This window comes from bacterium (assembly GCA_024742285.1).
GTDB lineage: Bacteria > Myxococcota_A > UBA9160 > UBA9160 > UBA4427 > UBA4427.
On record JANSYR010000004.1, the window covers coordinates 354,164 to 378,474 of the forward strand.

19 protein-coding genes and 1 pseudogene are annotated in these 24,311 nt (G+C 69.2%); 10 read left to right on the forward strand and 10 right to left on the reverse strand.

Annotated elements, in window-relative coordinates; genetic code table 11:
* Window positions 1-161: 161 nt before the first annotated feature.
* Genes NXI30_10510 through NXI30_10525 form a run of 4 tightly spaced genes read left to right on the forward strand, consistent with a single transcriptional unit; the run spans window position 162 to window position 5,327 of the window.
* A complete protein-coding gene (locus NXI30_10510; protein ID MCR9094636.1) occupies window positions 162-1,235 on the forward strand; it encodes a metallopeptidase family protein in 1,074 nt (357 codons plus the stop codon).
* 14 nt (window positions 1,236-1,249) lie between these two features.
* A complete protein-coding gene (locus NXI30_10515) occupies window positions 1,250-2,761 on the forward strand; it encodes an FAD-binding protein (GenBank protein ID MCR9094637.1) in 1,512 nt (503 codons plus the stop codon).
* Window positions 2,761-4,014: an FAD-binding oxidoreductase gene (locus NXI30_10520; GenBank protein ID MCR9094638.1), complete on the forward strand. Its 1,254-nt coding sequence runs from the start codon at window positions 2,761-2,763 to the stop codon at window positions 4,012-4,014. Before NXI30_10515 ends, NXI30_10520 begins: the two co-directional genes overlap by 1 nt.
* Window positions 4,011-5,327 (forward strand): (Fe-S)-binding protein, encoded by a 1,317-nt coding sequence (locus tag NXI30_10525; GenBank protein ID MCR9094639.1) that lies wholly within the window; start codon window positions 4,011-4,013, stop codon window positions 5,325-5,327. The genes NXI30_10520 and NXI30_10525 overlap by 4 nt, the downstream gene beginning before the upstream one ends.
* A gap of 85 nt (window positions 5,328-5,412) precedes the next feature.
* Here the strand turns inward: NXI30_10525 and NXI30_10530 are convergent, their stop codons facing one another.
* The 3 genes and pseudogenes from NXI30_10530 to NXI30_10540 all read right to left on the reverse strand — a co-directional run bounded on the left by NXI30_10530 (window position 5,413) and on the right by NXI30_10540 (window position 10,416).
* On the reverse strand, window positions 5,413-7,785 hold the full coding sequence (locus NXI30_10530) for a hypothetical protein (GenBank protein MCR9094640.1): 2,373 nt from the start codon (window positions 7,783-7,785) through the stop codon (window positions 5,413-5,415).
* Window positions 7,786-7,792: 7 nt separating this feature from the next.
* Window positions 7,793-8,737 (reverse strand): hypothetical protein, encoded by a 945-nt coding sequence (locus NXI30_10535; protein MCR9094641.1) that lies wholly within the window; start codon window positions 8,735-8,737, stop codon window positions 7,793-7,795.
* Between the two features lie 164 nt (window positions 8,738-8,901).
* Window positions 8,902-10,416 (reverse strand): annotated as a pseudogene (locus NXI30_10540) (2-isopropylmalate synthase).
* A 345-nt stretch (window positions 10,417-10,761) separates the two neighbouring features.
* Between NXI30_10540 and NXI30_10545 the strand changes: the two are divergent.
* Together NXI30_10545 and ppc are read left to right on the forward strand one after the other, a co-directional pair.
* Window positions 10,762-11,679, forward strand: coding sequence for an RluA family pseudouridine synthase (locus NXI30_10545; GenBank protein ID MCR9094642.1), 918 nt, complete (start codon window positions 10,762-10,764; stop codon window positions 11,677-11,679).
* 44 nt (window positions 11,680-11,723) lie between these two features.
* Window positions 11,724-14,525: a phosphoenolpyruvate carboxylase gene (ppc, locus tag NXI30_10550; protein MCR9094643.1), complete on the forward strand. Its 2,802-nt coding sequence runs from the start codon at window positions 11,724-11,726 to the stop codon at window positions 14,523-14,525.
* Window positions 14,526-14,537: 12 nt separating this feature from the next.
* Here the strand turns inward: ppc and NXI30_10555 are convergent, their stop codons facing one another.
* Together NXI30_10555 and NXI30_10560 are read right to left on the reverse strand one after the other, a co-directional pair.
* Entirely contained in the window at window positions 14,538-15,212 is a 675-nt protein-coding gene (locus NXI30_10555; GenBank protein ID MCR9094644.1) for an enoyl-CoA hydratase/isomerase family protein, read from the reverse strand.
* A 44-nt stretch (window positions 15,213-15,256) separates the two neighbouring features.
* Window positions 15,257-15,625 (reverse strand): tetratricopeptide repeat protein, encoded by a 369-nt coding sequence (locus tag NXI30_10560; GenBank protein ID MCR9094645.1) that lies wholly within the window; start codon window positions 15,623-15,625, stop codon window positions 15,257-15,259.
* A 39-nt stretch (window positions 15,626-15,664) separates the two neighbouring features.
* Between NXI30_10560 and NXI30_10565 the strand changes: the two genes are divergently transcribed.
* The 3 genes from NXI30_10565 to NXI30_10575 all read left to right on the forward strand — a co-directional run bounded on the left by NXI30_10565 (window position 15,665) and on the right by NXI30_10575 (window position 17,589).
* Entirely contained in the window at window positions 15,665-16,738 is a 1,074-nt protein-coding gene (locus NXI30_10565; protein MCR9094646.1) for a GNAT family N-acetyltransferase, read from the forward strand.
* 9 nt (window positions 16,739-16,747) lie between these two features.
* On the forward strand, window positions 16,748-17,098 hold the full coding sequence (locus NXI30_10570; protein MCR9094647.1) for an SET domain-containing protein-lysine N-methyltransferase: 351 nt from the start codon (window positions 16,748-16,750) through the stop codon (window positions 17,096-17,098).
* An 89-nt stretch (window positions 17,099-17,187) separates the two neighbouring features.
* The gene (locus tag NXI30_10575; GenBank protein MCR9094648.1) at window positions 17,188-17,589 is read left to right on the forward strand and encodes a DUF1499 domain-containing protein; all 402 of its coding nucleotides are present in this window, start codon (window positions 17,188-17,190) and stop codon (window positions 17,587-17,589) included.
* Between the two features lie 88 nt (window positions 17,590-17,677).
* Here the strand turns inward: NXI30_10575 and NXI30_10580 are convergent, their stop codons facing one another.
* From NXI30_10580 to sfsA, 3 genes are read right to left on the reverse strand one after another with little or no spacing between them, the layout of a single operon-like run.
* Window positions 17,678-18,184, reverse strand: coding sequence for a Smr/MutS family protein (locus tag NXI30_10580; GenBank protein ID MCR9094649.1), 507 nt, complete (start codon window positions 18,182-18,184; stop codon window positions 17,678-17,680).
* On the reverse strand, window positions 18,181-19,332 hold the full coding sequence (gene mutY / locus NXI30_10585; GenBank protein ID MCR9094650.1) for an A/G-specific adenine glycosylase: 1,152 nt from the start codon (window positions 19,330-19,332) through the stop codon (window positions 18,181-18,183). Before mutY ends, NXI30_10580 begins: the two co-directional genes overlap by 4 nt.
* 49 nt (window positions 19,333-19,381) lie before the next feature.
* On the reverse strand, window positions 19,382-20,113 hold the full coding sequence (sfsA, locus tag NXI30_10590; GenBank protein ID MCR9094651.1) for a DNA/RNA nuclease SfsA: 732 nt from the start codon (window positions 20,111-20,113) through the stop codon (window positions 19,382-19,384).
* Window positions 20,114-20,247: 134 nt separating this feature from the next.
* Here sfsA and NXI30_10595 point away from each other — a divergent pair, with 134 nt between their 5' ends.
* Complete coding sequence (locus NXI30_10595; GenBank protein ID MCR9094652.1) at window positions 20,248-20,901, forward strand: histidine phosphatase family protein; 654 nt, start codon at window positions 20,248-20,250, stop codon at window positions 20,899-20,901.
* 27 nt (window positions 20,902-20,928) lie between these two features.
* Here NXI30_10595 and gdhA read toward each other — a convergent pair whose 3' ends face one another.
* Together gdhA and acs are read right to left on the reverse strand one after the other, a co-directional pair.
* The gene (gdhA, locus tag NXI30_10600) at window positions 20,929-22,296 is read right to left on the reverse strand and encodes an NADP-specific glutamate dehydrogenase (GenBank protein ID MCR9094653.1); all 1,368 of its coding nucleotides are present in this window, start codon (window positions 22,294-22,296) and stop codon (window positions 20,929-20,931) included.
* 25 nt (window positions 22,297-22,321) lie between these two features.
* Complete coding sequence (gene acs, locus NXI30_10605) at window positions 22,322-24,289, reverse strand: acetate--CoA ligase (protein ID MCR9094654.1); 1,968 nt, start codon at window positions 24,287-24,289, stop codon at window positions 22,322-22,324.
* Window positions 24,290-24,311: the final 22 nt, after the last annotated feature.

Genomic DNA, 24,311 nt, shown 5'->3' on the forward strand with positions numbered 1-24,311 from the left:
GTCGAGGGCGCCGCTACGCTACGCTGCCGTTCGCGGCCGCAGGGGCCGTGAATGGACCCCTCGCAGGACTGGCGAGGTTCCCGGATCGGTGTGCCCCCTCTACTCGCCCGACCCGGTTGCCGAACCGTGGGAATCGTCGACGACCGTCCGACACCAGACACATGCGCAAGGACAAGGACCGCTACTGGGATTGCCTGGACCAGGCAATGGAGGCCTCTCACGGAGGCCGGATCGAGGAGGCGCTCGCCTGGCTCGACGAGGCCCTGCGCGTGCACCCCGACGGCGCCGAGGCCCACAACGGTCGCGGTGAGATTCTCTGGGACGACGGTCGGATCGACGAGGCGCTGATCGAGTTCGATCGCGCGACGATCGCCGACGGCAAGTTCACGGCGGCCCACCTCAACCGGATCGAGCTCCTGATCGAGGAGCTCGGCGAGTTCGCGACGGCGGTTCGCCTCGCCGACGAGCTCCTTTCTGGCCGCCCCAAGCTGCCCCGGCCCGATCGCGTGCTGCAAGCCGAGGTCTACTACCTGAAGAGCAAGGCGCTCTTCTACCAGGACGACCTCGAGGGGGCGCTCTTCCTGGTGCGCCGCGCGACCAAGGCGGGCGGCGAGCTCGGCCTCTACTACGCGTTCGAGGGGCAGGTCCTCTTCGAGCTCGGTCAGTACAACGAGGCGCGCCGCGTCCTCGAGCGCGGGGTCGCGATCGATCCCGACGCAGCACACACCATCTACCACCTGGGCCTCGTGCTCGAACGCCTCGAGGACGAGGGCGAGGAAGCCGCTTCACCGGCCGTCGGCCTCGAGAACGCGGCCGAGGCCTTCTCCCGGGCCAACGCCCTGGAGCCGCAGCAATTCCCGCTGCCGATCGAGATTCCGGAGGCGGGTTTCCGCCGCGCCGTCGACGAAGCATTCGGCAATCTGCCCCGCTCGATCCGGGAGCGGATCGAAGGGGTGGGCGTGGTGATCGAGGACTTCCCGACCCTCGAGCTCGTGCGCGACGAACGGATTTCTCCACAGACCCTCGGGCTCTTCATGGGGATCCCGCGAACCGAAGCGCTGATGACGGATCAGCCCCTCGATCTCGACCGGATCCTGCTCTTCAAGAAGAACCTCGAGAAGATCTGCCGGGACGAAGAGGATCTGATCGATCAGATCCAGATCACCGTTCGCCACGAGGTCGGCCACTACCTGGGGCTCGACGAGGACGACCTCGAACGCCTCGGGCTGGCCTGAGACGGTCGAGCTCGATGTCTGCCGTTTCCTCCGCCGGCCCGAGCGTCTCCGAAGAGACGCCTTGCGGGGACGATCCGCGGCCGACGATCGCGCCGGCGGCTCTGATCGAACGGCTTCGGCGGATCGTCGGGGACGAGCACTGCCTGGCGCGCGAAGGTGAGCTCTTTGCGTACGAGTGCGATGGGCTGACCCTCGACCCCGCCCGGCCGCTGGCGGTCCTGCTGCCGGCCACGACCGAAGAAGTCGCGCGGATCGTTCGCGCGTGTCGCGAGGCCGACGTCCACTTCGTGCCGCGCGGGGCGGGGACGGGCTTGTCCGGGGGCGCTCACGCGACGCCGGGCTCCGTCCTGATCGAGTGCTCGCGGATGAATCGGATCCTCGAGGTCGACGAGGCGAATCGGATCGCCGTCGTCCAGCCGGGGGTGGTGAACGCCGAGCTCTCGACGGCCATCAAGCAGTTCGGCCTCTTCTACGCCCCCGACCCGTCGAGCCAGCAGGCCTGCACGATCGGCGGGAACGTGGCCGAGAACTCCGGTGGTCCGCATACCCTCAAGTACGGCACGACGACGAACCACGTCCTCGCCCTCGAGATGGTGCTCCCCGACGGAACGATCACGCGCCTCGGCAATCGAACCGGGGAGAGCCCCGGGCCCGATCTCGTCGGGGCGATCGTCGGCAGCGAGGGGACGCTCGGAATCGTTACCGAGATCACGGTGAACCTCTCGCCGATCCCCGAGGCGATCGAGACCCTGCTCGGGATCTTCGACGACATCGTGCCCGCGTGCCGGGCGGTGGGGCGTGTGATCCGATCCGGCGTCGTGCCTGCGGCGATGGAGATCGTGGACAAGCGTACGATCGAAGCGGTCGAAGCGAGCGTCTATGCGGCAGGGCTCCCGACGAGCGCCGGGGCGGTCCTGATCGTCGAGCTCGACGGCTCGAAGGTCTGCATGGAAGGCGAGATCGCGGCGATCCGCGAAGCCTGCGAGGCCGAGGGCTGCCAGACGATCCAGGTCGCCCGGGACGAGGAGGAGCGGCTGCGTTTCTGGCGGGCGCGCAAGGGCGCGTTCGGGGCGATGGGCCGCCTGGCTCCGGACCTCTACGTCCACGACGCGGTCGTGCCGCGGGTCAAGCTGCCCGAGATCCTCGCGAAGGTCGGCGAGATCTGTGATCGCCACCGGCTCAAGCTCGCGAACGTCTTCCACGCGGGCGACGGCAACCTCCATCCGAACATCTGCTTCGACCGTCGCGACGCCGACGAGCTCGCCCGCGTGATCCAGGCCGGGGAGGAGATCCTGACCGCCTGTACCGAGGCGGGCGGCGTGATCACCGGCGAGCACGGGGTGGGCGTCGAGAAGCGCGACTACATGCACCTCGTGTTCGAGCCGCACGATCTCGAGCCGATGTACCGGCTTCGCGAGACCTTCGATCCGGATGGCGTCTGCAATCCGGGCAAGCAGATCCCGACGACCCGCTTCTGTGTCGAATCGAATCCGAAGGCGCGGGGCTACGAGGAGGTGCCGATCTGATGGCGCCCGCCCTCGAAGCGCTTGCGTCGACGTTCCAGGAAGAGACGGTTCGGGTTCCCGGCGCCGTGGTCGATCGGGTGTCGACACCGAAAAGTGTCGAAGCGCTCGGCGAGCTCGTCCGCGCGGCGTCGGAGGATCGGACGGGGCTGCTCCTGATGGGCGGCCGGACCCGGCTCGATCTCGCGAACCCGGCGAGTCCACTCGGGCTGGGCGTCTCCTTGACGGGCCTCTCCGGGATCGACGAGTTCGATCCCGACGAGGGCGTGCTCCACGCGGCCGCCGGAACCCCGATTCAGGCGATTCGCGAGACCGTCGCGGCCGAGGGCTGGGAACTGCCGCTCGATTCGCCCGGAAGGGCTTCGACGGTCGGCGGGAGCCTCGCGACCGCCGTGATGGGTCCCCGTGCGCATGCGTTCGGGCCCGTGAAGGACGCGATCCTCGGCCTCGACGTCGTGGGCGGGGATGGTGTGGCGACGAAGTGCGGCGGTCGAGTCGTGAAGAACGTGACCGGCTACGACCTGGCGAAGCTCTATTGCGGCTCCTTCGGGACGCTCGCGATCCTGACGGGAGCGTGGTTACGACTCCGACCCGCACCGGCCGTCCGGCGGACCTTCGAGGCGCCGATGCCCGCCGCGGGTGCCGCCTTCGAGGCGGTCCGGAAGCTCGGAGAACGACCGAGCGTGCGGGCGGCGATCTGGCAGGAGAGTGCCATGCGCCCAGGGGAGGCTCGAATGCTCCTCGAGCTCGGAGGGTCCCTGGCGGGCGTGGAGGCGGATCTCGCCGCGTTCCGTGAGGTCGGTCGCTTCGAGGAAGCGGACGCGTCGAGCGTGGACCACGCGCGGGACGCGGGGGTGACGAGCGCGCAGGACGTCGCTCGGGACGCGGGGGTGACGAGCGCGCGGGACGTCGCGGTTCGGGCGCGCGTGCTCGGGACGAACGTCGCGGAGTGGAAGGACGCCGCCCTCGCGGCGGGTCTCGAGGTCTCGGTCGAGACCGGGCTCGGTGTCGTGCGGGCCAGCGGTCGGCTGCCTTCCGCCGAGGTCCTGCTCGGCCTGCGCGAGCGCGCGGTCCGGCACGGTGGCTTCGCGACCTTCGAACGAATGCCGGAGGCCTGGCGCGCCGAGGTCGACGTCTTCGGCGACGTCGGTGCGGGCGCCGGGATCGTCACCGCGCTCGCCGCGCGCTTCGATCCGAACGGGATTCTCAACCCGGGACGCTTCGTCGCGCATGGCGCGCCCGGGGGTGGGTCGTGAGCAGCGATCTTCCGACCCCCGAAGGCGGTGCGCCGGCGCTCGCGGCGCTGCTCGATCGCTCCGTCTACGGCGACACGCTCGACTGCGTCCACTGCGGGCTCTGCCTGACGAGCTGCCCGACCTACCGGGCGACCGGCCGCGAGACGTCCTCGCCGCGTGGACGCATCTACCTGATGCGGGGCCTCGCCGAGGGTCGGCTGAACGACCCCGAGCTCCTCGAAGAGGAGGCCTTTCTCTGCCTGGGCTGCCGAGCGTGCGAGACGGCTTGTCCTTCGGGTGTGCAGTACGGCGAGATGCTCGAGCACACGCGCGACGCGATCCGGGGCGGGCAGTTCGACTCCGGCGTGGCGGGCCTCTCGAAGCCGGGCCTCGCCGTTCGGATCGAGCGCTTCGCCCTGCGCCAGATCGTTCCGAAGGCCGGGCGGCTCGCCGCGATGGTCTCGCTCCTGTCCCTCGTCCAGAAGCTCGGCCTCGATCGGCTCGCCGCGAAGGTCCTTCCCGCTCGTCTGGCCGACATGGTCCTTCTGCTGCCTTCGATTCCGCCTGCCGAGGAGCGAAAGCGGCTTCCCGCGTTCACCCCCGCCGAGGGCGAGCGGCGCGGTCGCGTGGCGCTCTTCGAGGGGTGCATCATGCCCGAGTTTTTCGGGCGCGTGAACGATGCGGCCCGGCTCGTCCTGGCCCGGGCCGGATACGACGTGATCGTGCCCGAGACCCAGGGTTGCTGCGGCGCGCTCCAGGCCCACAGCGGCGACCTCGACTTCGCCCGCGACCTCGCGCGCAACAACGTCGACGTCTTCGGCGGCGGCGATCTCGACGCGATCATCGTGACGAGCGCCGGCTGCAGCGCGTCGATGCGCGAGGCCGAAGGCTGGCTCGGGGACGAAGGGGCGGGCATGGCGGGCGGAATTCGCGACATCCTCGAGTTCCTCGACGAGGTCGACGCGCAGCTCGACTTCGCGCCGATGCCGAAGCGGCTCTGCTACGACGATCCGTGCCACCTGATCCACGCGCAGGGAATCGCGGCCGGACCCCGCCGTCTCTTCGCGAAGATCCCGGAGCTCGAGCTCGTGCCCCATGCGAACCCGGAGGCGTGCTGCGGCGCGGCCGGAATCTACAACCTGACCCAGCCGGACATGTCGAAGCGAGTGCTCTCGCCGAAGGTCGAGGCGCTGCTCGCGGCATCGCCGGAGATCGTCTCGACCGCGAACCCCGGCTGCGCGATGCAGATCTCGGCAGGGCTCGGGGAGGCCGGCTTCGAGGCGCCGGTCGTGCATCCGATCGAGCTCCTCGAAGAGGCGAGCCGACCCCGTTGAGCGAGTGCGTCGCGGTCGGATGGGCCGACCCTTTCGAGCGAGTGCGTCGCGGTCGGATGGGTCGACGCTTCCGAGCGGCTTTCGATCAGCGGTAGAGATACGCGTCCGGCGTCTCTCGCGGAGGACGCCAGCGCGGGAAGGCGCCGAGGGTGAAGTCGCCGAGGCTCCCTCGGAAGACGAGATCGAAGGGCAGGATCGACTCCCGGCCTCGAACCGCGCCGTAGCGTTCGCGCAGGCTCTGGTAGACGAAGGAAGACTGCGCGTTCGCGCGAAGGTCCGGTTCTTCGGTCAGGCCGAGGGAAGCGCGCTCGAGGTAGGTGTCGCGGTTCGGGTCCGCGTCGAAGCGGTAGTCCGCGTCGATCAGGCTGTTGCGCTGGACCGCCTCGTCGAGCGTGGCCGTCAGCTGGCGGAGACGCGTCGCGGAGAGCTCCACATAGCGTGACGTGAAGGGTTCGTCGTCCTCGCCCCCGTCGGCGACGAGGCGGATCTCGAGCACGCGGCCGCCGCGGAGGACGATGCCTTCGGGATGGAGCTCTCCATCCGCCAGATCGTCGTTCAGGAGCAGCGGGTTGATCCCGACGCCGTCGTGGCCGGCGACCTCCGGATTCTCGAGCAGAAAGCCGCGGGTGATGCGAATGAACTGCGGGCTCGCGTCGAGGCGTTCGGCCCGCGCGCGGAGGCCGGCGGCCTTGCCGCCCTCACTGTCGGGGAACTCGCGCGCGACGCCACGCAGGAGCGTCGCGCGGGTGCCGAACTGCTCGACGTCGTCGACCAGCGCGAGCCGCTCCTCGGTCGTCTTCTCGACCAGCTCCGCGCGCTCTTCCGGATCGAGATCGGGGATCCAGTCCGCGAGCCTGAGCGCGCGACCCCACCGCTCCTGGTCGCGCTCGTACTCGTAGAGCCAGTCGATCACGGCGCGCTGCTCCTCGCCGTTCGGATAGCGGACCAGATAGCGATAGCCCGCCAGGGCCGGCGCTCGATTGAAATCCGGCGTCCCGCCGGTGATGGGTGAGAGGAGCGCGCGAAGCGGCGCGAGGATGATCGTCATCGCGATCGTCGGCGTGTCGATCAGATAGGCCAGCGGCTTGGGCAGGTTCGGGTAGCGCGGCCGGCGCACGAACTCTCCGGCGAGTCTCCAGCCGAGCTCGTCCCGCCGTGCCTTCGCGCGCAAGCGCACGAAGGCGCCGTGCGGGTTCTGCCACTCGTCCTGGAGCAGGGCCCGCGCATGCCTCACCATCGTGTCGTCCCGGGCATCCCGGTTCGCGGAGCGCTCGAGGCGACTCCGCGCCCGGGCTTCGCGCAGGGCTTCGTGCTCTGCGACGGCGCCCAGGAACGCGAGCCGTGCTTCCGCGTGCGCCTTCGAAGGCCCGCCGTTCGCGGCGGCGCGATAGGCAGCGACCGGTCGAGCGAGGGATTCGGGGGAGATCCGCGCCTCGAGGAGAAGCGCCGTCGCGAGGGCGTACTCCGTTTCGCGCAGGGCTTCGGGCGTGGCCGTCGCTTGCGTGGCGGCGAGGGATCGATCGCGCGCCAGGTCGCGCGCCTCCCGCGCTTCCTCCTCGGCCCTCTCGGCCTCGCGACGGGTCGATGCGTTCGCCTGGGGCTCGGCATCGAGGATCGTTCGCGCCGCTTCGGCGTGGTGGAGCGCCAATCCAGGCTGGTCCGCGGAGAGCGCTCGTTCGCTCGCGCGGAGTCTTCGCTTGGCGAGGGTCTTCGCGAGCTTGGGCTCGGCCTTGCGGATCTTGATCTCGACGTCCGGCACGATCGGGCTCTCCGGGTGGCGCGCGACGAAGTCCCGGCGGAGGGCGAGGGCCTGGCGGTCGGTGAAGGAGAGGGGCTCTCTGTTCGAGAAGCCGGCGAAGTAGTGGATGATGCTGTTGGCCAGCTGGTAGGGCGCGAGGACGAATCCGGAGATCGCGGAGCTGCCGATCGGCTCGGCGACGGCGTTGAACGTGCGGGCCCAGAGGCGCTCCCACGTATCGAACTCACGCCGTCCCGCGAGATCGAGCGGGTCGTCTCCGATTCGCCGGTCGAGGCGTGACTCGAGGCGCGGGTCGAGGTCCCGGCGCTTCGCGAGCACGCGCGCCCCGGCGCGGTCCGTGAGCGGATCGTCGAGCGTGGCGTCGCGGAGGTCGATGGCGAGCGGAACCAGGTTCGGCTGGCGGATGGCGTCTTCGGGAACCTCGATCGCTTCGAGCGCCGCGAGCGCTTCCGCCACGCGCGGGTCGACGCCACCCCCCGCCTCCGGTCGGGCGACGAGCGCGGCTCGGGCGAGTCGGGCCGCCGCGAGGTCCTCCTCGGCAGGGATCCAGGCGCGTGGCGCCGCGAGGGGGGTGAGCAGGTCTTCGTGGACGATCGCGGTCTTCGAGGCGCACCCGACCGAGCCGACGACGAAGAATCCGGCGAGCAGGCCCGCGAACGCACGGACCCGTCCGCGTTCGGTGTCTCTCGTCGCGCGCACGCCGCGCCTAGCGCTCCACACGGTCCGCATCGATTCCCAGTCCCAACGCGAGGAAGGCCTCGAGCTGTCGCGTTGCTTCGAGCTTCTCGGATCGACCGTCGTGGCTCGCGACGAGCTCGAAGAGGCGGATCGCGGCATCCGAGATCTCCGCGAAGCGCGCCGGATCGAAAGAGAGGCTCGCGGGCGGCACCGCGGCGACGTATTCGCGGGCGAGCACTACATAGAACTCGGCGAGGTCGAGCAGGTGGCGCAGCCGGAGCTTGCTCGCGCCGTGTCGCGAGGCGACGCGTTGGAGCTCCTGGAGCGCGACCAGCGTGCCTTCCGGATGCACGTTCCGGGTCGCGACGAAGTAGGCCGCGCGTGCCCGATCGGCACGCTCGATCTCCTCCTGGGCAATCCACTGATAGTGGGAGCCCTCGAGTTCGCTCTCGAGGAGCGAGAGCTGGGCGACGCGTTCGTCCCATTCGAGACGGAGAGCAGCGGTGTCGAGGGAGAGCGGTCCGCTCGAATCCGCGAGGGGGTCGCGCAAGTCCAGGCCGATCGTGATCGCGCCGGCGAGTCGGTCGCAGATCGCGGCGCTGGAGACCGCCTCGTCCCGCAGCTCCTTCGAGAGCCGAGCGCTCTCGCGATAGTGCTGCGCGGCGAGGTCGTAGCCGCGCAGGCGTTCGAGGGCGCGTGCCTTGGCGAAGAGGACGACCGCATCCATGTACCCGGTCCGGAGGGCCGGAGCCTCCGCGCGTTCGAGGCTCTCGAGGCGGAGCAGGGTCGCGCGGTAGACGTTGCGGCCGGTGAAATCCGTCGCCGGCGGAAAGCGGTAGGTGTCGTCGGGGACGTGTCGACGGAGCACGGCGACCGTCTCGAGGATCCCCTCGCTCGGGCCGTAGATCGACTCGGCCTGTCGGGCCGAGAAGGTCTCGCACCCGGTCGTCACGAGAACGAGCACGGCGAACACGAGGGCGGCCCCGACCCGTTCCTTCGCGGGGCGCGCTCGGCGATCCGGTCTCGTGCCCGCGAGCCCCCACCCGCGGCGGCGGCGAATCAATCGCTCGCCCTGCGTCGCGGCGACGCCCGGCGGGCGCTCCGGGTCGCCTTCGTTCGTCCGTTCGCGCGTCGGGTCACGACGGCGTTCAGCATCTTCTCGGTCGCGATGACCGCGGCGGCGAGCTGGTCGGAATCGACGCCGAGGGTCGAGAAGGTCTCGCCCTGTTTGCGACGGCCGTTGCTGGACGTGTCCTTGCGCCAGGTGATCGTCGTCTCGACGAGGGCGCCGGTCCGGCCGCCCGGCGGGATGCGCACGCGGTAGTCGGCGAGGATCGGGACCTCGATCTCGAGGGGCTTCGCGGCCTTCTTGAGCGCGTTCATGAAGGCGTCGTAGCCGCCGTCGCCGCTCGACTCCGCCTTTTCGACGCGCCCCCGATAGGCGAGGGCCACCTGTGCGTGGGGCGGCTCGCCGCTCGCCACGTCGACGCGATAGCTCTCGATCTTCGCGAGCTGGTCGTCCGGTGTCTTGAGCACGTCGGCGAGCAGGTAGGGAAGATCGTCCTTGGAGACGATGTGCTTCTTGTCGCCGAGGTCGATGATCCGCTCGAGGACGAGGTCGCGGTCGGCGTCGGAGATCTCGATCCCGAGTTCCTCGAGGTTCTGATCGAGGGAAGCCTTTCCCGAGAGCTTGCCGAGGGCGTATCGCCGGGCGCCGCCGAACCGGGTGGGTGCGAGCTTCGTCCCGTAGAGATCGCCCTTGGCGTCGCCGTCGGCGTGGATTCCGGCGGTCTGGGTGTAGACGTCGCGGCCGACGACCGGCGTGTTCGCCGCGAGCTCCTTGCCGGAGAAGGTCTCGACCATGCTCGCGAGGGCGGTCAGCCGATCCTCGCGGATCGCCGTTCGGCAATCCGAATGATCGTGGATCGCTGCCACCACCTCGGCGAGGGAGGTATTGCCCGCGCGTTCGCCCATGCCGTTCACGCTGGTATGGACACCGCGAGCGCCCGCCTGGATCGCCGCGAGGCAGTTCGCCGTCGCGAGTCCGTAGTCGTTGTGACCGTGGTACTCGAAGTCGACCGCGGGCCAGGTGGCGGTCATGAGCCCGACGTAGCGGGTCACGTCGTCGGGCGAGAACTGGCCCAGCGTGTCCGCCAGGTAGACCCGCGCGACCCGCAGATCCCGCAGCGTCTCGACCATCGCGAAGACGTAGTCGAAGCTGTCGCGGACGCCGCTCGACCAGTCCTCGAGATAGACGTTCACCGTCAGTCTCTTCCGACGGGCGTAGCGAACCGTCTCGGCGATCTTGTCGCGGTGCTGCTCGGGGGTCAGGCCGAGCTGCTCGACGCAGTGCTTCTCGGAGCCCTTGGTCAGCAGATTCAGGACCTTGCCGCCGGCCTCGCAGATCCAGTCGACGCTCTTCTTGCCGTCGGTGTAGCCGAGCATCTCGACGCGCTGGATGACGCGCGCCTTGCGCGCCCACTTCGTGATCGCCTGGGCGCCTTCCATCTCACCGGCAGAGACGCGCGTCGACGCCATCTCGATCCGGTCGACGTCGAGGTCGACCAGCAGCATTCGCGCCAGCTGCAGCTTCTCGGCCGGGGTGTACGAGACGTTCGGCGTCTGCTCGCCGTCCCGGAGGGTCGTGTCCATCACCGCGACGTGGCGGCGGCTCTCGTCGGCCTGAGGGGCACGCGAGGAGCGGGATCGGCTCGGATTTCGGCTGGCGGCGGGCATGGCTGTCGGGATGTCTCGGGCCGAGGGTCATCGCCCTCGGGTGGGGCCGACCCTTCGGCCGGGGGGGAGGTCGGCGAAGGCCGGAGATTACCCCGCGCCCCGGGCCGGTGCGAGCGCACCTCCCGGGCCTCGGGCGCGGGGGCGGCCCCCTGCTAAGGTCGGCGCCCGCCTTGTCGGTGTCCTGCGCCTTGGCGCCTCCCGCCCACCCTGGAATCCGCCTTCGGGGGCGCCCGCCCCGCCGACACGCCTGGAGCCCATCGATTGGCAGTAGAAGACGTCCACACGGTCGAGATCGACGAAGCCGCCGCCGGCACCCGGCTCGACCGGGCCCTGGCGGATCGCTTCGGCGTGTCCCGAGCCCGGGTCCGCCATCTGCTCGACGTCGGACGGATCCGCGCGGATGACGGTCCGCTTCGCCTGACGGACAAGTCGCGGCCGGTCGCGGCGGGCGAGACCTATTCCGTCGAGGGGGCCCTCGAAGCCGAGACCGAGCGGCCGATCCCTCGCCCGGACCTCGCCCTCGAGGTCGTCGCCGAGGGTGACGGCTGGATCTGCGTCGACAAGCCGGCGGGCTGTGGTGTTCATCCCCTTCGTCCGGATCAGGACGACACGGTGCTGAACGCGCTGATCGCCCGACGGCCGGAGATCGCCGGAGTCGGCGAATCGGGTCTCCGATCCGGGGTCGTCCATCGGCTCGACGTGGGCACGACCGGCGCTCTGCTCTTCGCCACCGACGACGAGAGCTGGCGACGACTGCGCGGTGCGTTCAGCGCGCATCGCCTGGACAAGCGCTACGAAGCGCTGGTCGCGGGTCGTCTCGAGGGCCGGCGAAGCGTCGACCTTCCGCTCGCGATCACGCGACATCGACCGGCCCACGTCGAGGTCCGTGACGACGGTCGCCCGACGCGACAACGCGTGACGCCGATCGAGGTCTTCGAGGACGCGACCCTCGTCGAGGTCCGGCTCGAGACCGGCTTCCTCCATCAGATTCGCGCGTCGATGGCCCATCTGGGGCACCCGCTCCTGGGCGATGCGGACTACGGAGGCCCGGTGAGCGAGCTCGCTACGCGTCCGATGCTGCACGCCGCGCGTCTCCGATTCGAGGAGATCGTCGTGGAGGTCCCGCGTCCCGCCGACTTCGAAGGGGTGCTCGCGGCGCTCCGCGAAGCAGGCGCCTGAACGGGAGAGCGACGGAGCGGCGCGGTGGGACTATCTTCTCGCCGATGCCGGCTGCCGCGCGCGTAGAGCGACTCCACCGTGACCTGATCGACTTCCTGCTCGAAGCCCACGAGCGGGTGATCACCGAGCAGGACGGCCCCGCGTTCGCGAAGCGGATCGCGGACATCCGCGGACTCACCGAACGCTTGCGCGCACGCTACGCGAGCGCCGACGAGAAGAAGCTCCTGCGCAAGCTGCGCGACATGAGCGCGGCGGAGCTGAAGGAGGTCGCGCGGGCGTTCACGCTGCTCTTCTGGCTCTTCAATCTGGCCGAGGAACGGCATGCCGCCCGGCTCCGGAGCACCCGGGAGAGCGACGCGTTCCGCTCGCTCTTCGAGCGGACGCGCAGGGCGGGGCTCGATGCGCAGACCGTCGCGGGTCGGATCGGAGACCTGCGGGCGACCGTCGTCCTCACGGCGCATCCCACCGAGGCGCTCCGCTGGTCGCTGCGCGAGACCCTGGACCGGATCGACGACCTGCTCACCCGACGCGAGGAGCGCAAGGGCGCCGCGAGAGATGCGGTCGAGGACGAGATCCTGAGCGAGATCACCGGCCTCTGGCTCTCGACGACCCTCCGCACGCGCAAGCCGACGCCCCTCGACGAAGTGCGGTACGCGATCCATATCCTCCAGGAGGTGCTCGTCCACGCGGTTCCGGAGACGACCGCGAAGCTCCTGACGGCCCTGCGAGACGTCTACGGCTCGTCCGAGGTGACGACCTCCCCCGCCGTCGAGCACGCGGCCCATCGCAGCATCCGCGTCGGCTCCTGGATGGGGGGTGACCGGGACGGCAATCCCTTCGTGACCGCGGCGGTGACCGAAGAGGCGCGTCGGCAGTACCGCGCGGCGATCCTCGAGCACTACCGCGAAGCCCTCGATCCGCTGATCGACCGGCTGACGGTCTCGGATCGACGCAAGCCCGTGTCCAGGGCGCTCGAGCGATCGATCAAGCGCGACCTGAAGGCCCTGCCGGAGCTGCGGGCGCGCTTCGACGGGCGCAACACGTCGGAGCGCTATCGCCTCAAGCTGAACGCGATCGCCGTCCGGATCGAACAGACCCTCGCCGAGGAACGCGCCCTGGAGCCGGCCGGTGAGCTCGGCGGCTACGCCGAGGCGAAGGACATGCTGGCCGATCTCGAGCTCGTCCGTTCGAGCCTCGAAGAGACCGGCTCCGGGCGGCTCGTCGGACGCGCGCTCGCACGGCTGATCGACGAGCTCGACGTATTCGGCTTCGACTTCGTGGCCCTCGACGTCCGACAGAACCAGTCGAAGCACCGGATCGCCCGCTCGGAGCTGATCTGCCCGGTCGACGGCCCGCTCGATGCGCTTCCACTCGATGAACAGCAGGCCTTCCTCGAAGACATCGTCCTCGCGAAGGACAAGGTCGCGATCCCCGAATCGGGGCTGTCGGAAGACGCGCAGGAAGTGATCGACACCCTGCGTTTCGTTGCGAGTCTTCCCGTCCCACCGGAAGGCCGCTCGATCCGCGACCTCGTGATCAGCAATACCGAGAACGCAGTTCCGGTCCTCGAGCTGCTGGCGCTCTGTCGACAGGTCGACCTGGTCCGCCCCGCGTCCCGCGGCCGCCTCGCGAGCGACGTCGACATCGTGCCGCTCTTCGAGTCGATCGACAGCCTGCGCGGTGCGCTTGCCTCGATGGAGCGGCTCTACCGCTCGCCGGCCTATCGTCGCCAGCTCCAGGCCCGGGGCATGCGCCAGCAGATCATGCTCGGCTACTCGGATTCGATGAAGGATGGCGGTTATCTCTCGGCGTGTGCCGCCCTCGAGGTCGCGCAGCGCGAGCTCGCGGCACAGGCGCACGAGGAGGGCGTGCGACTCGAGTTCTTCCACGGACGCGGCGGGACGATCGCGCGCGGCGGTGGCCCGACCCACCGCGCGATCCTCGCGCAGCCGACGGGGACGGTCGACGGACGCATCAAGCTGACCGAGCAGGGCGAGGTCATCGCTTCCAAGTACGGGACCGAAGAGGCTGCGAGGCATCATCTCGAGCTTCTCGTGGCCGCGACCCTCGAAGCCTCGTTCGGGGAAGCGATGGCGGGAAAGGCCAACGATCCGCCGGCGAAATGGCGTGAAGCGCTCTCGAGTCTCGCGGAGGGATCACGGGACGCCTATCGAGCGCTCGTGTACGAGACCGACGGCTTCGTCGATGCTTTCTACGCGATGACGCCGATCGAACAGATCTCCGACCTCAATCTCGGGAGCCGTCCCGCCAAGCGGACGACGACCCGCGAGATCGGCAACCTGCGCGCGATCCCCTGGACCTTCTCCTGGAACCAGACGCGGATCCTGCTGCCCAGCTGGTACGGCGCGGGATCGGGGGTCGCGGCGTTCAGCGAAGCGCATCCGCAGGGCAGGACGAAGGCCCTCGCGCAGCTGCGTACGATGTACAAGCGCTGGCCCTATTTCCGGACGGTCTTCGACAACCTCGAGCAGGTGCTCGCGAAGACCGATCTCCACATCGGCGCACGCTATGCGCGCCTGGCCGACGACGTGCCCTGCGCGGCCGACGTCTTCCACCGGATCGAAGAGGAGTTCGAGCGGACGCTCCGCGCGGTTCGCGACGTCACCGGGGAGAGTCGGCTCCTCGCGCGGGATCCGGTGCTGCGCGAGGCGCTCGACCAGCGCGCGCCCTACCTCGACACCCTGTCCTACCTGCAGGTCGAGCTGCTGGAGCGGAAGCGCTCGGGTCGCGGGATCGACGCCGACTCCGACGATCCGGTCCGCGTCGAGCGCGCGATACATCTGACCATCAACGGGATCGCGGCCGGCCTTCGCAATACGGGCTAGGCGCTCGAACGGCTACATCTCGCGCTGCGCCAGCGCCTCCAGCGTATGGGGATACATCCCCTTCTTGAGCAAGGTCATCGCCGGATCCGCTTTCGATGCGAGCTGCGCCGCGATCTCCATCGCGCGCGGGAGGACTTCCTCTTCGGGAACCGCGTGGTCGACGATCGACTTCGCGAGCGCGGCTTCGGCCGAGTAGCGGGTTCCGGTCACGATCAGCTCGTGGGCGGTCTGGCGCGGGACGCGTGCCTCGATGATCGCCGTCATGCCCGGGTGGAGCGGTGATTTCATGTCGATCTCGGGCATGCACCAATAGCCGCGCCCGGTCCGCATGACCCGGAAGTCGTGGCCGAGGGAGAGCTGGGCGCCGGCACCGAAGGCGTGACCGTTGATGGCGGCGACGGTGATCGCCGGAAAGACGAGGACCCGCGCCATCAGTCCGAGGACGGCGGGGATGTACTCGCCGCGCTCCTCCTCGGTCGCCGTGCCGAGCATCCAGTCGAGGTCGAGCCCGTTCGAGTAGAACTTGCCCGTTCCGGTCGTGACCAGGGCGGCCGGATTGCCGGCTCCCTCGACCTCGTCGAGCGCCGCGTTCCACTCGGCGAGGCTCTCCGGCTGGAAGCGGTTCTCGCCGTTGTCGTAGCGGAGGACGAAGACGTCTCCCTCGCGGGTCAGGTGGACGGTTCCCATCGCTCGGTTTCGCTCCCCGTATCGGAGGGGCACCGATTCCGGGATCAGCCCCCCTGCTTCATCTGTAGGCCCATCGCCTTCGCGCGGGCGTCCTCGGCCTCCGGGATCATGCCCTTCTGCATCAGGATCCGCGAGAGATTCGTATGCGACAGCGGGTCATCGGGCTCGAGCTCGACCAGCTTCTCCGCCGCTTCGACCGCGGCCTCGAGATCGCCCTTCTTGGCGAGCGCCATCGAGAGCCCGTTCCAGGCGATCGCAAGGGCGCCGTCCGCCTCGAGCGCGTCGTGGTAGCGCGCGATCGCGCCCTCGACGTCCCCCTTCACGAAGAGCGAGAAGCCCTCCTTGTAGATGGCCTTGGGGTCGAGCGTGTCGGCCGCCTCGGTGGATTCGGGGGTCTGCGTGTCGTCGGACATGGCGAAGGGCTCCTCGGGACGCGAGTATACCCGCCAGCGATGGAGATCCGGACGCTCGAGGCCCAGGAGAGGATGAAGGTCGCCGCCCTGCTCGACGGCTGGCGGCTGGCCGAGGGTTGGAGCGCGGGAGACCGCTTCCGCCAACAGGCGGAGTGGGATCCGACCTGGCACGACGAGAACGTCTTCGTTGCCCTCGAGAAGGATCGGATCGTGGCCACCGCGACGGTCGTGCCGCGCCACCTCAAGATCCTCGGCCACGTCGTGCCGGCGGGGGGGATCGGCAATCTCTACACGGACCCCTCGGTCCGCGAACGCGGCGTCGCGACCGAGATGCTCGACCGGGCCTGCGATGCGATGCGTGCCCGGGGACTCGAGCTCGCAATCGTCTTCCCCGGCGCGCCGCCGGCGACCGCCGAATTCTTTGAGAAGCGGGGATGGTTCGGGTGGGGCGGGCAGCAGACGATCCTGCGCGTCGATCCGGATCCGCCGAGGCCCGCGCGAGAGGACGGCGACGAGATCGAGATCTCGCCGATCGGTCCGGGCGACGACCGCGCGCTCCAGTCGGTGAAGTCGATCCACGTGGCCTACGCGGCGAGCCGGAGCGGGACGGTCGTGCGCGACGATGCCCTCTGGCGGGCGTGCCTGCAGCTCACGCCGGCGCCGCGCGAGGAGTTCCTGATCGCGCGCCGCGGCGGCTTGACCGTCGCCTATGCCAGGGCGTCGATCGTCGACGACGTGCTCACGATCACCGAGCTCGGTCGCTTCGAGGACGGGGCCGATGCGCTCGCGCGCCTGGTGGCGACCCTGCTCTCGCCGCGGGAAGACGATCCCCTCGCGCCTTCGGGCCGGGGCGATCGGGCGGCGAGCGAGCAGCTTCGCTCCTTTGCGGTCCTGCCGACCTTCGACGACATCGGGCTGACCGTCGCCCTCGAACATCGCGGGATTCGTTCCCACCCGATGGACGAGGCCGAGGCGGATTTTCGTTGCGTGAACCTGATCGGGTTCGCCTCTCGTCTCGACGTGGACCTGCTCGCCGACGAAGACGGGGCGGGGTTCCTCCGGCGAATCCTGCCGCCCGGCGCGATGGTCTTCTGGCCCGCGGATCGGTTCTGAGGAGCAGGCATGGAGCGCCGGGGCGAACGCGAGCGAGTGATGCTCGAGCGGATCGAAGTGCGCGAGAGTCCAATCCACGGAAAAGGAGTCTTCGCGCGGAGGCGCCTGCGCGAGGGGCAGTGGATCGGCCGCTTCGAGGGCGACGAGACGACCGAGAACGGGACCTACGTTCTCTGGCTGATCGACGAGGACGGGTCGGAGGTCGGCATCCGCGGACGCAACGCGCTCCGCTTCCTGAATCACGGTGACCCCCCGAACGCGGAGTTCGAGGACGCCGATCTCTATGTGCTCCGGAACGTACAACCGGGGGCGGAGCTCTTGATCGACTACGGCGAGGCATGGGAAGCCGAGCCGGACTGAACATCTCGCTGGAGGGACGAATCGTGCTTCGTGGAATTTCGATCATCGGTCTGGTGGGGATGCTTCTGCTCGCGGGTTGCGGAGGGCGCATGCCCGACGATCTGGGCGCTTCGGGTGGTCTCCTCGGCGGCTGCCCCGAGTCGCCCAACTGCGTCTCGAGCGCTTCCCCCACGTCGGACGAACAGCACTCGATCGCGCCCTTCGCGGTTCAGGGTGACGGGCCGGCGGCGTGGACCGCGCTCGTAGCGACGGTCGCGTCGCTCCCGCGAACCGAGATCGTGAAGAACGAGGGGGGCTACCTGCAGGCCGTCCAGACCTCGGCGCTCATGCGATACAACGACGACTTCGAGTTCCTGCTCGATGCGGGCGCCGGTGTGATCCACGTTCGATCGGCCTCCCGGGTGGGCTACGGCGACATGGGCGTGAATCGCGATCGAATCGAGATCGTGCGTGCGGCGCTCACCGAGCAGGGCATCGTCGCGGGCGAATGACACGCCTCACCGAACAGGGCATCGTCGCGGGCGAATGACACGCCTCGCCGCGGGCTCGCAGGAACGGCGGACGAATCTTCTCCGCCGCTCAGGCGCGCAGGAGGACGAGCGTCGCGCCGTCACCGCCCAGTCGGTCGGGCGCGGGCGCGAACGCCAGGACCGCGCGCCCGTTCGCGCCCTTCGTCAGCCAGTCGGGGACGGCGTCCTTGAGCACCGCCTCGCCGAGAGGCGAGTGCTGTCCGCGCCCGTGGATCACGATCACGCAACGCAGCCCCTGCGCCCGCGCGCTCTCGATCCGCTTCGCGAGGATCGCGCCGGCGGTGTCCCTGCGCGCGCCGTGCAGGTCGATGCGCTCCTCCGGCTCCGGCTCACCCCGACGCAGGGCGAAGAGCTGTTGGTCGCTCACGCCCTCGGCGGCGGCGCATCCGCGATCGCCCGGATCGGGCCAACGGAAGCGCGGTCCGGCCCCGCCGGATTCGCCTCGACCCCGCACGACGGGCTTCGCTCGTGTCTCGACCCGGGCGGGCCCACGCGAGATCGGTTTCGCCTCGCCTCCGAAGAGATCGGCGAAGTCGTCGCCGTCCCTGCCGTTCACTTCGCCCGCTTTCGCGCCGCGCGGGCCGATTGCTCGTCCGTCGCGCCGAGCAGCGCCATCGCCTTGCGCATGGGGCCCGCGTGGGCGAGTTCGAGGGCGGCTTCGGGGGCGATCCATTTGTGCGCCGTGTAGCCCCTGCGGCGGACGCGACCGCCGGGTCGGAGGCGAGCGCGGAAGACGTCCAGGGTGAGCCTTCGGTGGGTGAAGAGGTGCTCGACCGATCCGACCGATTCGGCGCCCAGGATCTCGAGGCCGACGGACGCACGGAGGAGATCCGAGAGGCGATCCTTCGACTCGTCCTTCGCTTCGATCTCTCCGCCCGGGAGCTCCCACAGGCCGGCCATCAGACCCTCGTCGGGTCGCCGCACGACGAGGATCCGTCCGTCACGTTCGAGCCAAGCCGCGACGGCTCGCATCTTCGTCTGCTTCGCCTTCTTCTTCTTGATCGGCAGTGATTCCGCATCCCCGGCCGCCGCCGCGTCGCAGGCCGTCCGGATCGGGCAGATCAGACACGAAGGATTGCGGGGTGTGCAGAGCGTCGCTCCGAGCTCCATCAAGGCCTGGTTGAGGTCACCGGGCCGCTCTCCGACGACGAGGGTCGCCGCCTCGTCCCACATGCGATCGACGACCGACTTCGCGGTCGAGTCCTCGCGAATGCCGAGCAGGCGGGAGAAGACGCGGATCACGTTGCCGTCGACGAGGGGGGCTTCCCGTTCGAAGGCGATCGACGCGACGGCGCCGGCGGTGTATCGGCCGATCCCCTTCAGGGTCTCGAGGCCTTCCGCGGTGTCCGGGAGCGCGCCGCCGTGCTCCGCGACGATCGTCTCCGCCGCGTGCTTCAGGTTGCGCGCCCGCGAGTAGTAGCCGAGTCCGGTCCAGACCGCGTAGACGTCGTCGAGGTCGGCGGCGGCGAGGGCTTCGACGGTCGGAAAGGTCTCGAGGAAACGCTCCCAGTACGGGATCACCGTCTCGACCCGGGTCTGCTGGAGCATCGCTTCGCTGATCCAGATGGCGAAGGGATCCCGCGTCCGCCGCCAGGGCAGATCGCGCCTGTGCGCGTCGTACCACGCGAGGAGCGGCGCGCGGACCCGGCGGATCTCGCTCGGGTCTTCTTTGGGGTCGCGTCGGGTGCTCCGGCTCGCGCTCATGAGGGGTTCATAGCAGCCGGGATCGCGGGTGAGGAGGCCGTCGACGCCCTCAGAGGAGGACGGGGAGGACGCGCTCCAGCCGGATCCGGTCGGCGGTGACCCGGGCCGAGAGCGCGTGGATCTCGACGCCCGCGCGAGCCGCCTCGCGGAGCGCTCGTCCGTAGGCGGGGTCGATGTCGTCGGCGGGGGCTACGTCGTCGGCGTCCGCGCGCTGGACGACGAAGAGGAGCGCCGCTCGCTCGCCCGCGGCCTTGCGGGCCATGAGATGTTCGAGGTGGCGACGCCCCCGCTCGGTCACGGCGTCGGGAAAGCGCGCGTGGCGTTCCGCGCAGAGGGTGACGCTCTTGACCTCGATCCAGCAGGGGGCGTCGGACGCCGCATGTCCCTCGAGTCGGAAGTCGAAGCGCGAGCCCTCGTCGGTCTTCACCTCGGGCCGAATGGTCGTGTAGCCGGCGAAGGGCGAGTAGGCGCCGCTCTCGAGGGCGCGTCGCGCGGCGTCGTTGGCCTTCGCCGCGTGCAGGCCGACCCAGGCCCGCCCGACGCGGATCATCTCGAGGGTATGGCGCAACTTGCGCTTCGGGTTGTCCGACGTGGAGCAGCGGACGGCGGAGCCCGGCGCCTGGGTGCCCTGCATGCTGCCGGGGTTCGGGCAATGGACGGTGACCTCGCGGCCGTCCTCGAAGACCACGTCGGCGAGGAAGCGCTTGTAGCGCTTCACGAGGCGGCCGCGGAGCGCGGCTTCGATCGGGAGCGAGACGGGACGGAGCGTCGGCGGGGACATCGCCGCGCGATTCTAGTGCGAGACATCGAGGAATCGCCCGGGATCCCGCGTCGCTTGACGAAGACCGGGCGCCCCGGCAGTGTTCGCGGCAAGGGGCGGACGCGAGCGGAGTCGCTCCCGGCGAGGGGGTGAACGTGAGCGGAGTCGCGGCAGGCGCGCTGAAGCGCGTGATCCTCGTACGTCACGGGGAGACCGCCGGGCAGTCGAGCATCCGGTACTACGGAGCGACCGACGTGCCCTTGTCGGACGAGGGTCGCGCCCAGGTGCGCGCCGCCCGCGACCGGATCCGGGGCGAGACCTTCGACGCGGTCTGGGCGAGCACGCTCTGTCGCTCCTGGGAGTCGGCGCGAATCGTCGCGCCCGGCCATCCGGTCCAGCTCGAGTCGAATTTCCGCGAGATCGACTTCGGCGACTGGGAAGGACTGACCGCCGAGGAGATCGCCGAGGTCGATCCGGCGGGCTACGCGCGCTGGCAGGCGGAGGGGCTCGACTTCACCTTTCCCGGTGGCGAGCCACGGGATGTGCTTCGTGCGCGCGTCGGCCGCGGCCTCGAACGCATCCACGCCACCGGCGTCGAGTCCGTCCTGGTCGCCGTCCACAAGGGGGTGGTTCGCGCGCTCCTGGAGCTGATCACCGGCTACACCCTGCCCCCGGGCGAGCCCGAGCTCGGAGGCGTCGTCCAGGCAAGCCGCGGCCCCGACGGGTCCTGGTATACGGGTCGGATCGGAAGCGACGCGAGCGTGAGCGAGGTCGGGACCGGGGTCCCGATGGACGAAGGCCGGGGCTAGGTCTCTCGGCGGGCCGATTCGGGGCGTTCAGAGCACCCCGTACGCGAGCATCGCGTCCGCGACCTTGATGAACCCGCCGATGTTCGCGCCGCGGACGTAGTTGACGTAGTCGCCGTCTCGGCCGTGCTCGACGCAGGTCGAGTGGATGCTCTTCATGATGTCGAGGAGCTGCTCGTCGACCTGCTCGCGCGACCACGAGAGGCGCATCGCGTTCTGCGTCTGCTCGAGTCCGGAGACCGCGACACCGCCGGCATTGGCCGCCTTCGCGGGCCCGAAGAGGACCTCGTTCCTCAGGAAGACGTTGATCGCGTCGAAGGTCGACGGCATGTTCGCGCCTTCCGAGACGAGCTGGCAGCCGTTCTTGACGAGCTCGTCCGCATCCTCGGAGTGGAGCTCGTTCTGGGTGGCGCAGGGAAAGGCCAGTTCGCAGGGCACGCCCCAGGGCCGCTTGCCCTCGTGGAAGGTGCCGCCCCACTTCTCGACGTACTCGCTGATCCGGCCGCGCCGCTCGTTCTTGAGATCCATCACCCAGGCGAGCTTCTCTTCGTCGATCCCGTTCGGGTCGTGGATGAAGCCGCCCGAGTCCGAGAGCGTGAGGACCTTGCCCCCGAGCTGGTTGATCTTCTCCGCGGTGTACTGGGCGACGTTGCCCGATCCCGAGACGACGCAGTTCTTGCCGGCGATGTCCTCGCCTCGGGTGCCGAGCATCTCTCGCGCGAAGTAGACGCAGCCGTAGCCGGTCGCTTCGGTTCGAATCAGTGAGCCGCCGAAGGCGAGTCCCTTGCCGGTGATCGTGCCGGTGAACTCGTTCTGCAGGCGTTTGTACTGACCGAAGAGGTAGGAGACCTCTCGGGCGCCGACGCCGATGTCGCCGGCCGGGATGTCGGTGTAGGGCCCGATGTGGCGGGAGAGCTCGGTCATGAAGGCCTGGCAGAAGCGCATGACCTCGCCGTCGCTCTTGCCGTGGGGGTTGAAGTTCGCCCCGCCCTTCGCCCCGCCCATCGGCAGGGTCGTGAGCGAGTTCTTAAACACCTGCTCGAAGCCCAGGAACTTCAGGATCGAGATGTTCACGCTCTTGTGGAAGCGCAGACCACCCTTGTAGGGGCCGATCGCGTTGTTGAACTGCACGCGCATGCCGCGGTTCACACGCACGTTCTCGTCGTCGTCGACCCAGCAGACGCGGAATACGATGATCCGATCCGGCTCCGTCATTCGATCGAGGATGTGCGCGTCCTTGTAGGCCTGCTTGTCCTCGAGAAACGGGATGATGTCTCGGGCGACTTCGTGGACGGCTTGCTGGAACTCCGGCTGGCCGGGATTCCGGCGCTCGAGCCCGTGCATGAACCGCTCGAGGTAGGTGTCCGCCGCCGCCTGCTGCTTCTTGGTCAGAGCCATCGTTCAGTTCCCCTCTCGAGTCGAATCAATCTTCGTCGCTCTCCCGCAGCTTCGCGAGCACGCTGAAATCTTCGAGCGTGCTCGTGTCGCCGGCGACCTCCTTGCCGGAGGCGATGTCGCGGAGCAGGCGGCGCATGATCTTGCCGGAGCGCGTCTTCGGAAGCGCCGTGGTGAAGCGTATCTCCGCCGGACGCGCGATCGCACCGATCTCCTTGGAGACGTGCTGCTTCAGGCGGTCGACGAGGGCGTCGTTCGCGTCCGTGCCGCCGACCGGCGAGACGAAGGCGACGATCGCGGTTCCGGTGATCTCGTCCGGACGACCGACGACCGCGGCCTCGGCGACGTCAGGGCTCGAGACGAGGGCGCTCTCGACTTCCATGGTGCCGATCCGGTGGCCCGAGACGTTCATCACGTCGTCGACCCGGCCCATGATCCAGAAGTAGCCGCTCTTGTCCCGGTGGGCGCCGTCGCCGGCGAAGTAGGTCTCGTCGTAGGTACCCCAGTAGGTCTCCTTGAACCGTTGGGGGTCGCCCCAGATGCCGCGGAGCATGCCGGGCCACGGGTGCTTCAGGACGAGGAAGCCGCCGGCCTCTCCCTTCTGCGAGTTGCCTTCTTCGTCGAAGATGTCGGCCTGGACGCCGGGGAAGGGCCTCGTCGCGGAGCCGGGCTTCGTGTCGACGGCCCCCGGAATCGACGAGATCATGATCCCGCCGGTCTCGGTCTGCCACCAGGTGTCGACGATCGGGCATTTCTTGTTGCCGATCACGCGGTGGTACCACATCCACGCTTCGGGGTTGATCGGCTCGCCGACGCTACCCAGAAGGCGCAGCGAAGAGAGGTCGTGCGACTTCGGGTGTTCGTCCCCCAGACGGATGAAAGTCCGGATCGCCGTCGGCGCCGTGTAGAAGATCGTGACGCCCCACTTTTCGATCAGGTCCCACCAGCGGTCCGGACCCGGATGCGTCGGTGTGCCTTCGTACATCACCGTCGTCGCGCCGTTGGCGAGTGGGCCGTAGACGACGTAGGAGTGGCCGGTGATCCAGCCGATGTCGGCGGTGCACCAGTAGACGTCGTCGTCCTTGATGTCGAAGATCGCCTTGAAGGTCGTCGTGACGTGGGTGAGATAGCCGCCGGTCGTGTGGAGGATGCCCTTGGGTTTGCCGGTCGTTCCGCTCGTGTAGAGGATGAACAGCGGGTTCTCGGCATCGAGCTTGGCGGGCGCGCACTTCGTCTTCGCCTCCGCCATCAGCTCGTGGTACCAGAGGTCGCGCCCGGCCACGATCTCGACCGGCTGCTTCGTCCGCTCGACGACGATCACCTTCTCGACGCAGGGCGTCTGGGCCACGGCCTTGTCGACGGTCGCCTTGAGCGCGAAGGGCGCCCCCTTCCGGTAGCCGCCGTCGCTCGTCACGACGAGCTTCGCTTCGGCGTCGTTGATCCGGTCACGCAGCGCGTCCGCGGAGAAGCCACCGAAGACGATCGAGTGGGCGGCGCCGATTCGGGTACACGCGAGCATCGCGACCGCGAGCTCGGGGATCATCGGCATGTAGAGGCAGACGCGATCGCCGCGCTTCACACCCTGGTCCTTCAGGACGTTGGCGAACCGACAGACCTCGCGGTGGAGCTCTCCGTAGGTGATGACGCGGGTGTCGCCGGGCTCGCCTTCCCAGATGATCGCGGCCTTGTTCTTGCGCGAGACGCCGCCGGGGCTCGTCTTGGGATCGAGGTGACGATCGAGGCAGTTGTACGAGACGTTTGTCTTGCCGCCGACGAACCACTTCGCGAAGGGGGGCTTCCAGTCGAGGACCTTCTTCCAGGGCGTGAACCAGGAGACGTTCTCCTTGGCCATCTTCTCCCAGAACTTCGTCGGGTTCTTCTCGCCGAGCTTCCGATATTCGTTCGTGGTCTTCTTGTTCCAGTTCGCCTGCTTGGTGAACTCGGGAGCGGGCTTGAAGGTCCGCTTCTCCTTGAGGAGGGTGTCGATGTCGGCCATGGCGTTCGTTCAGTCCATTCTG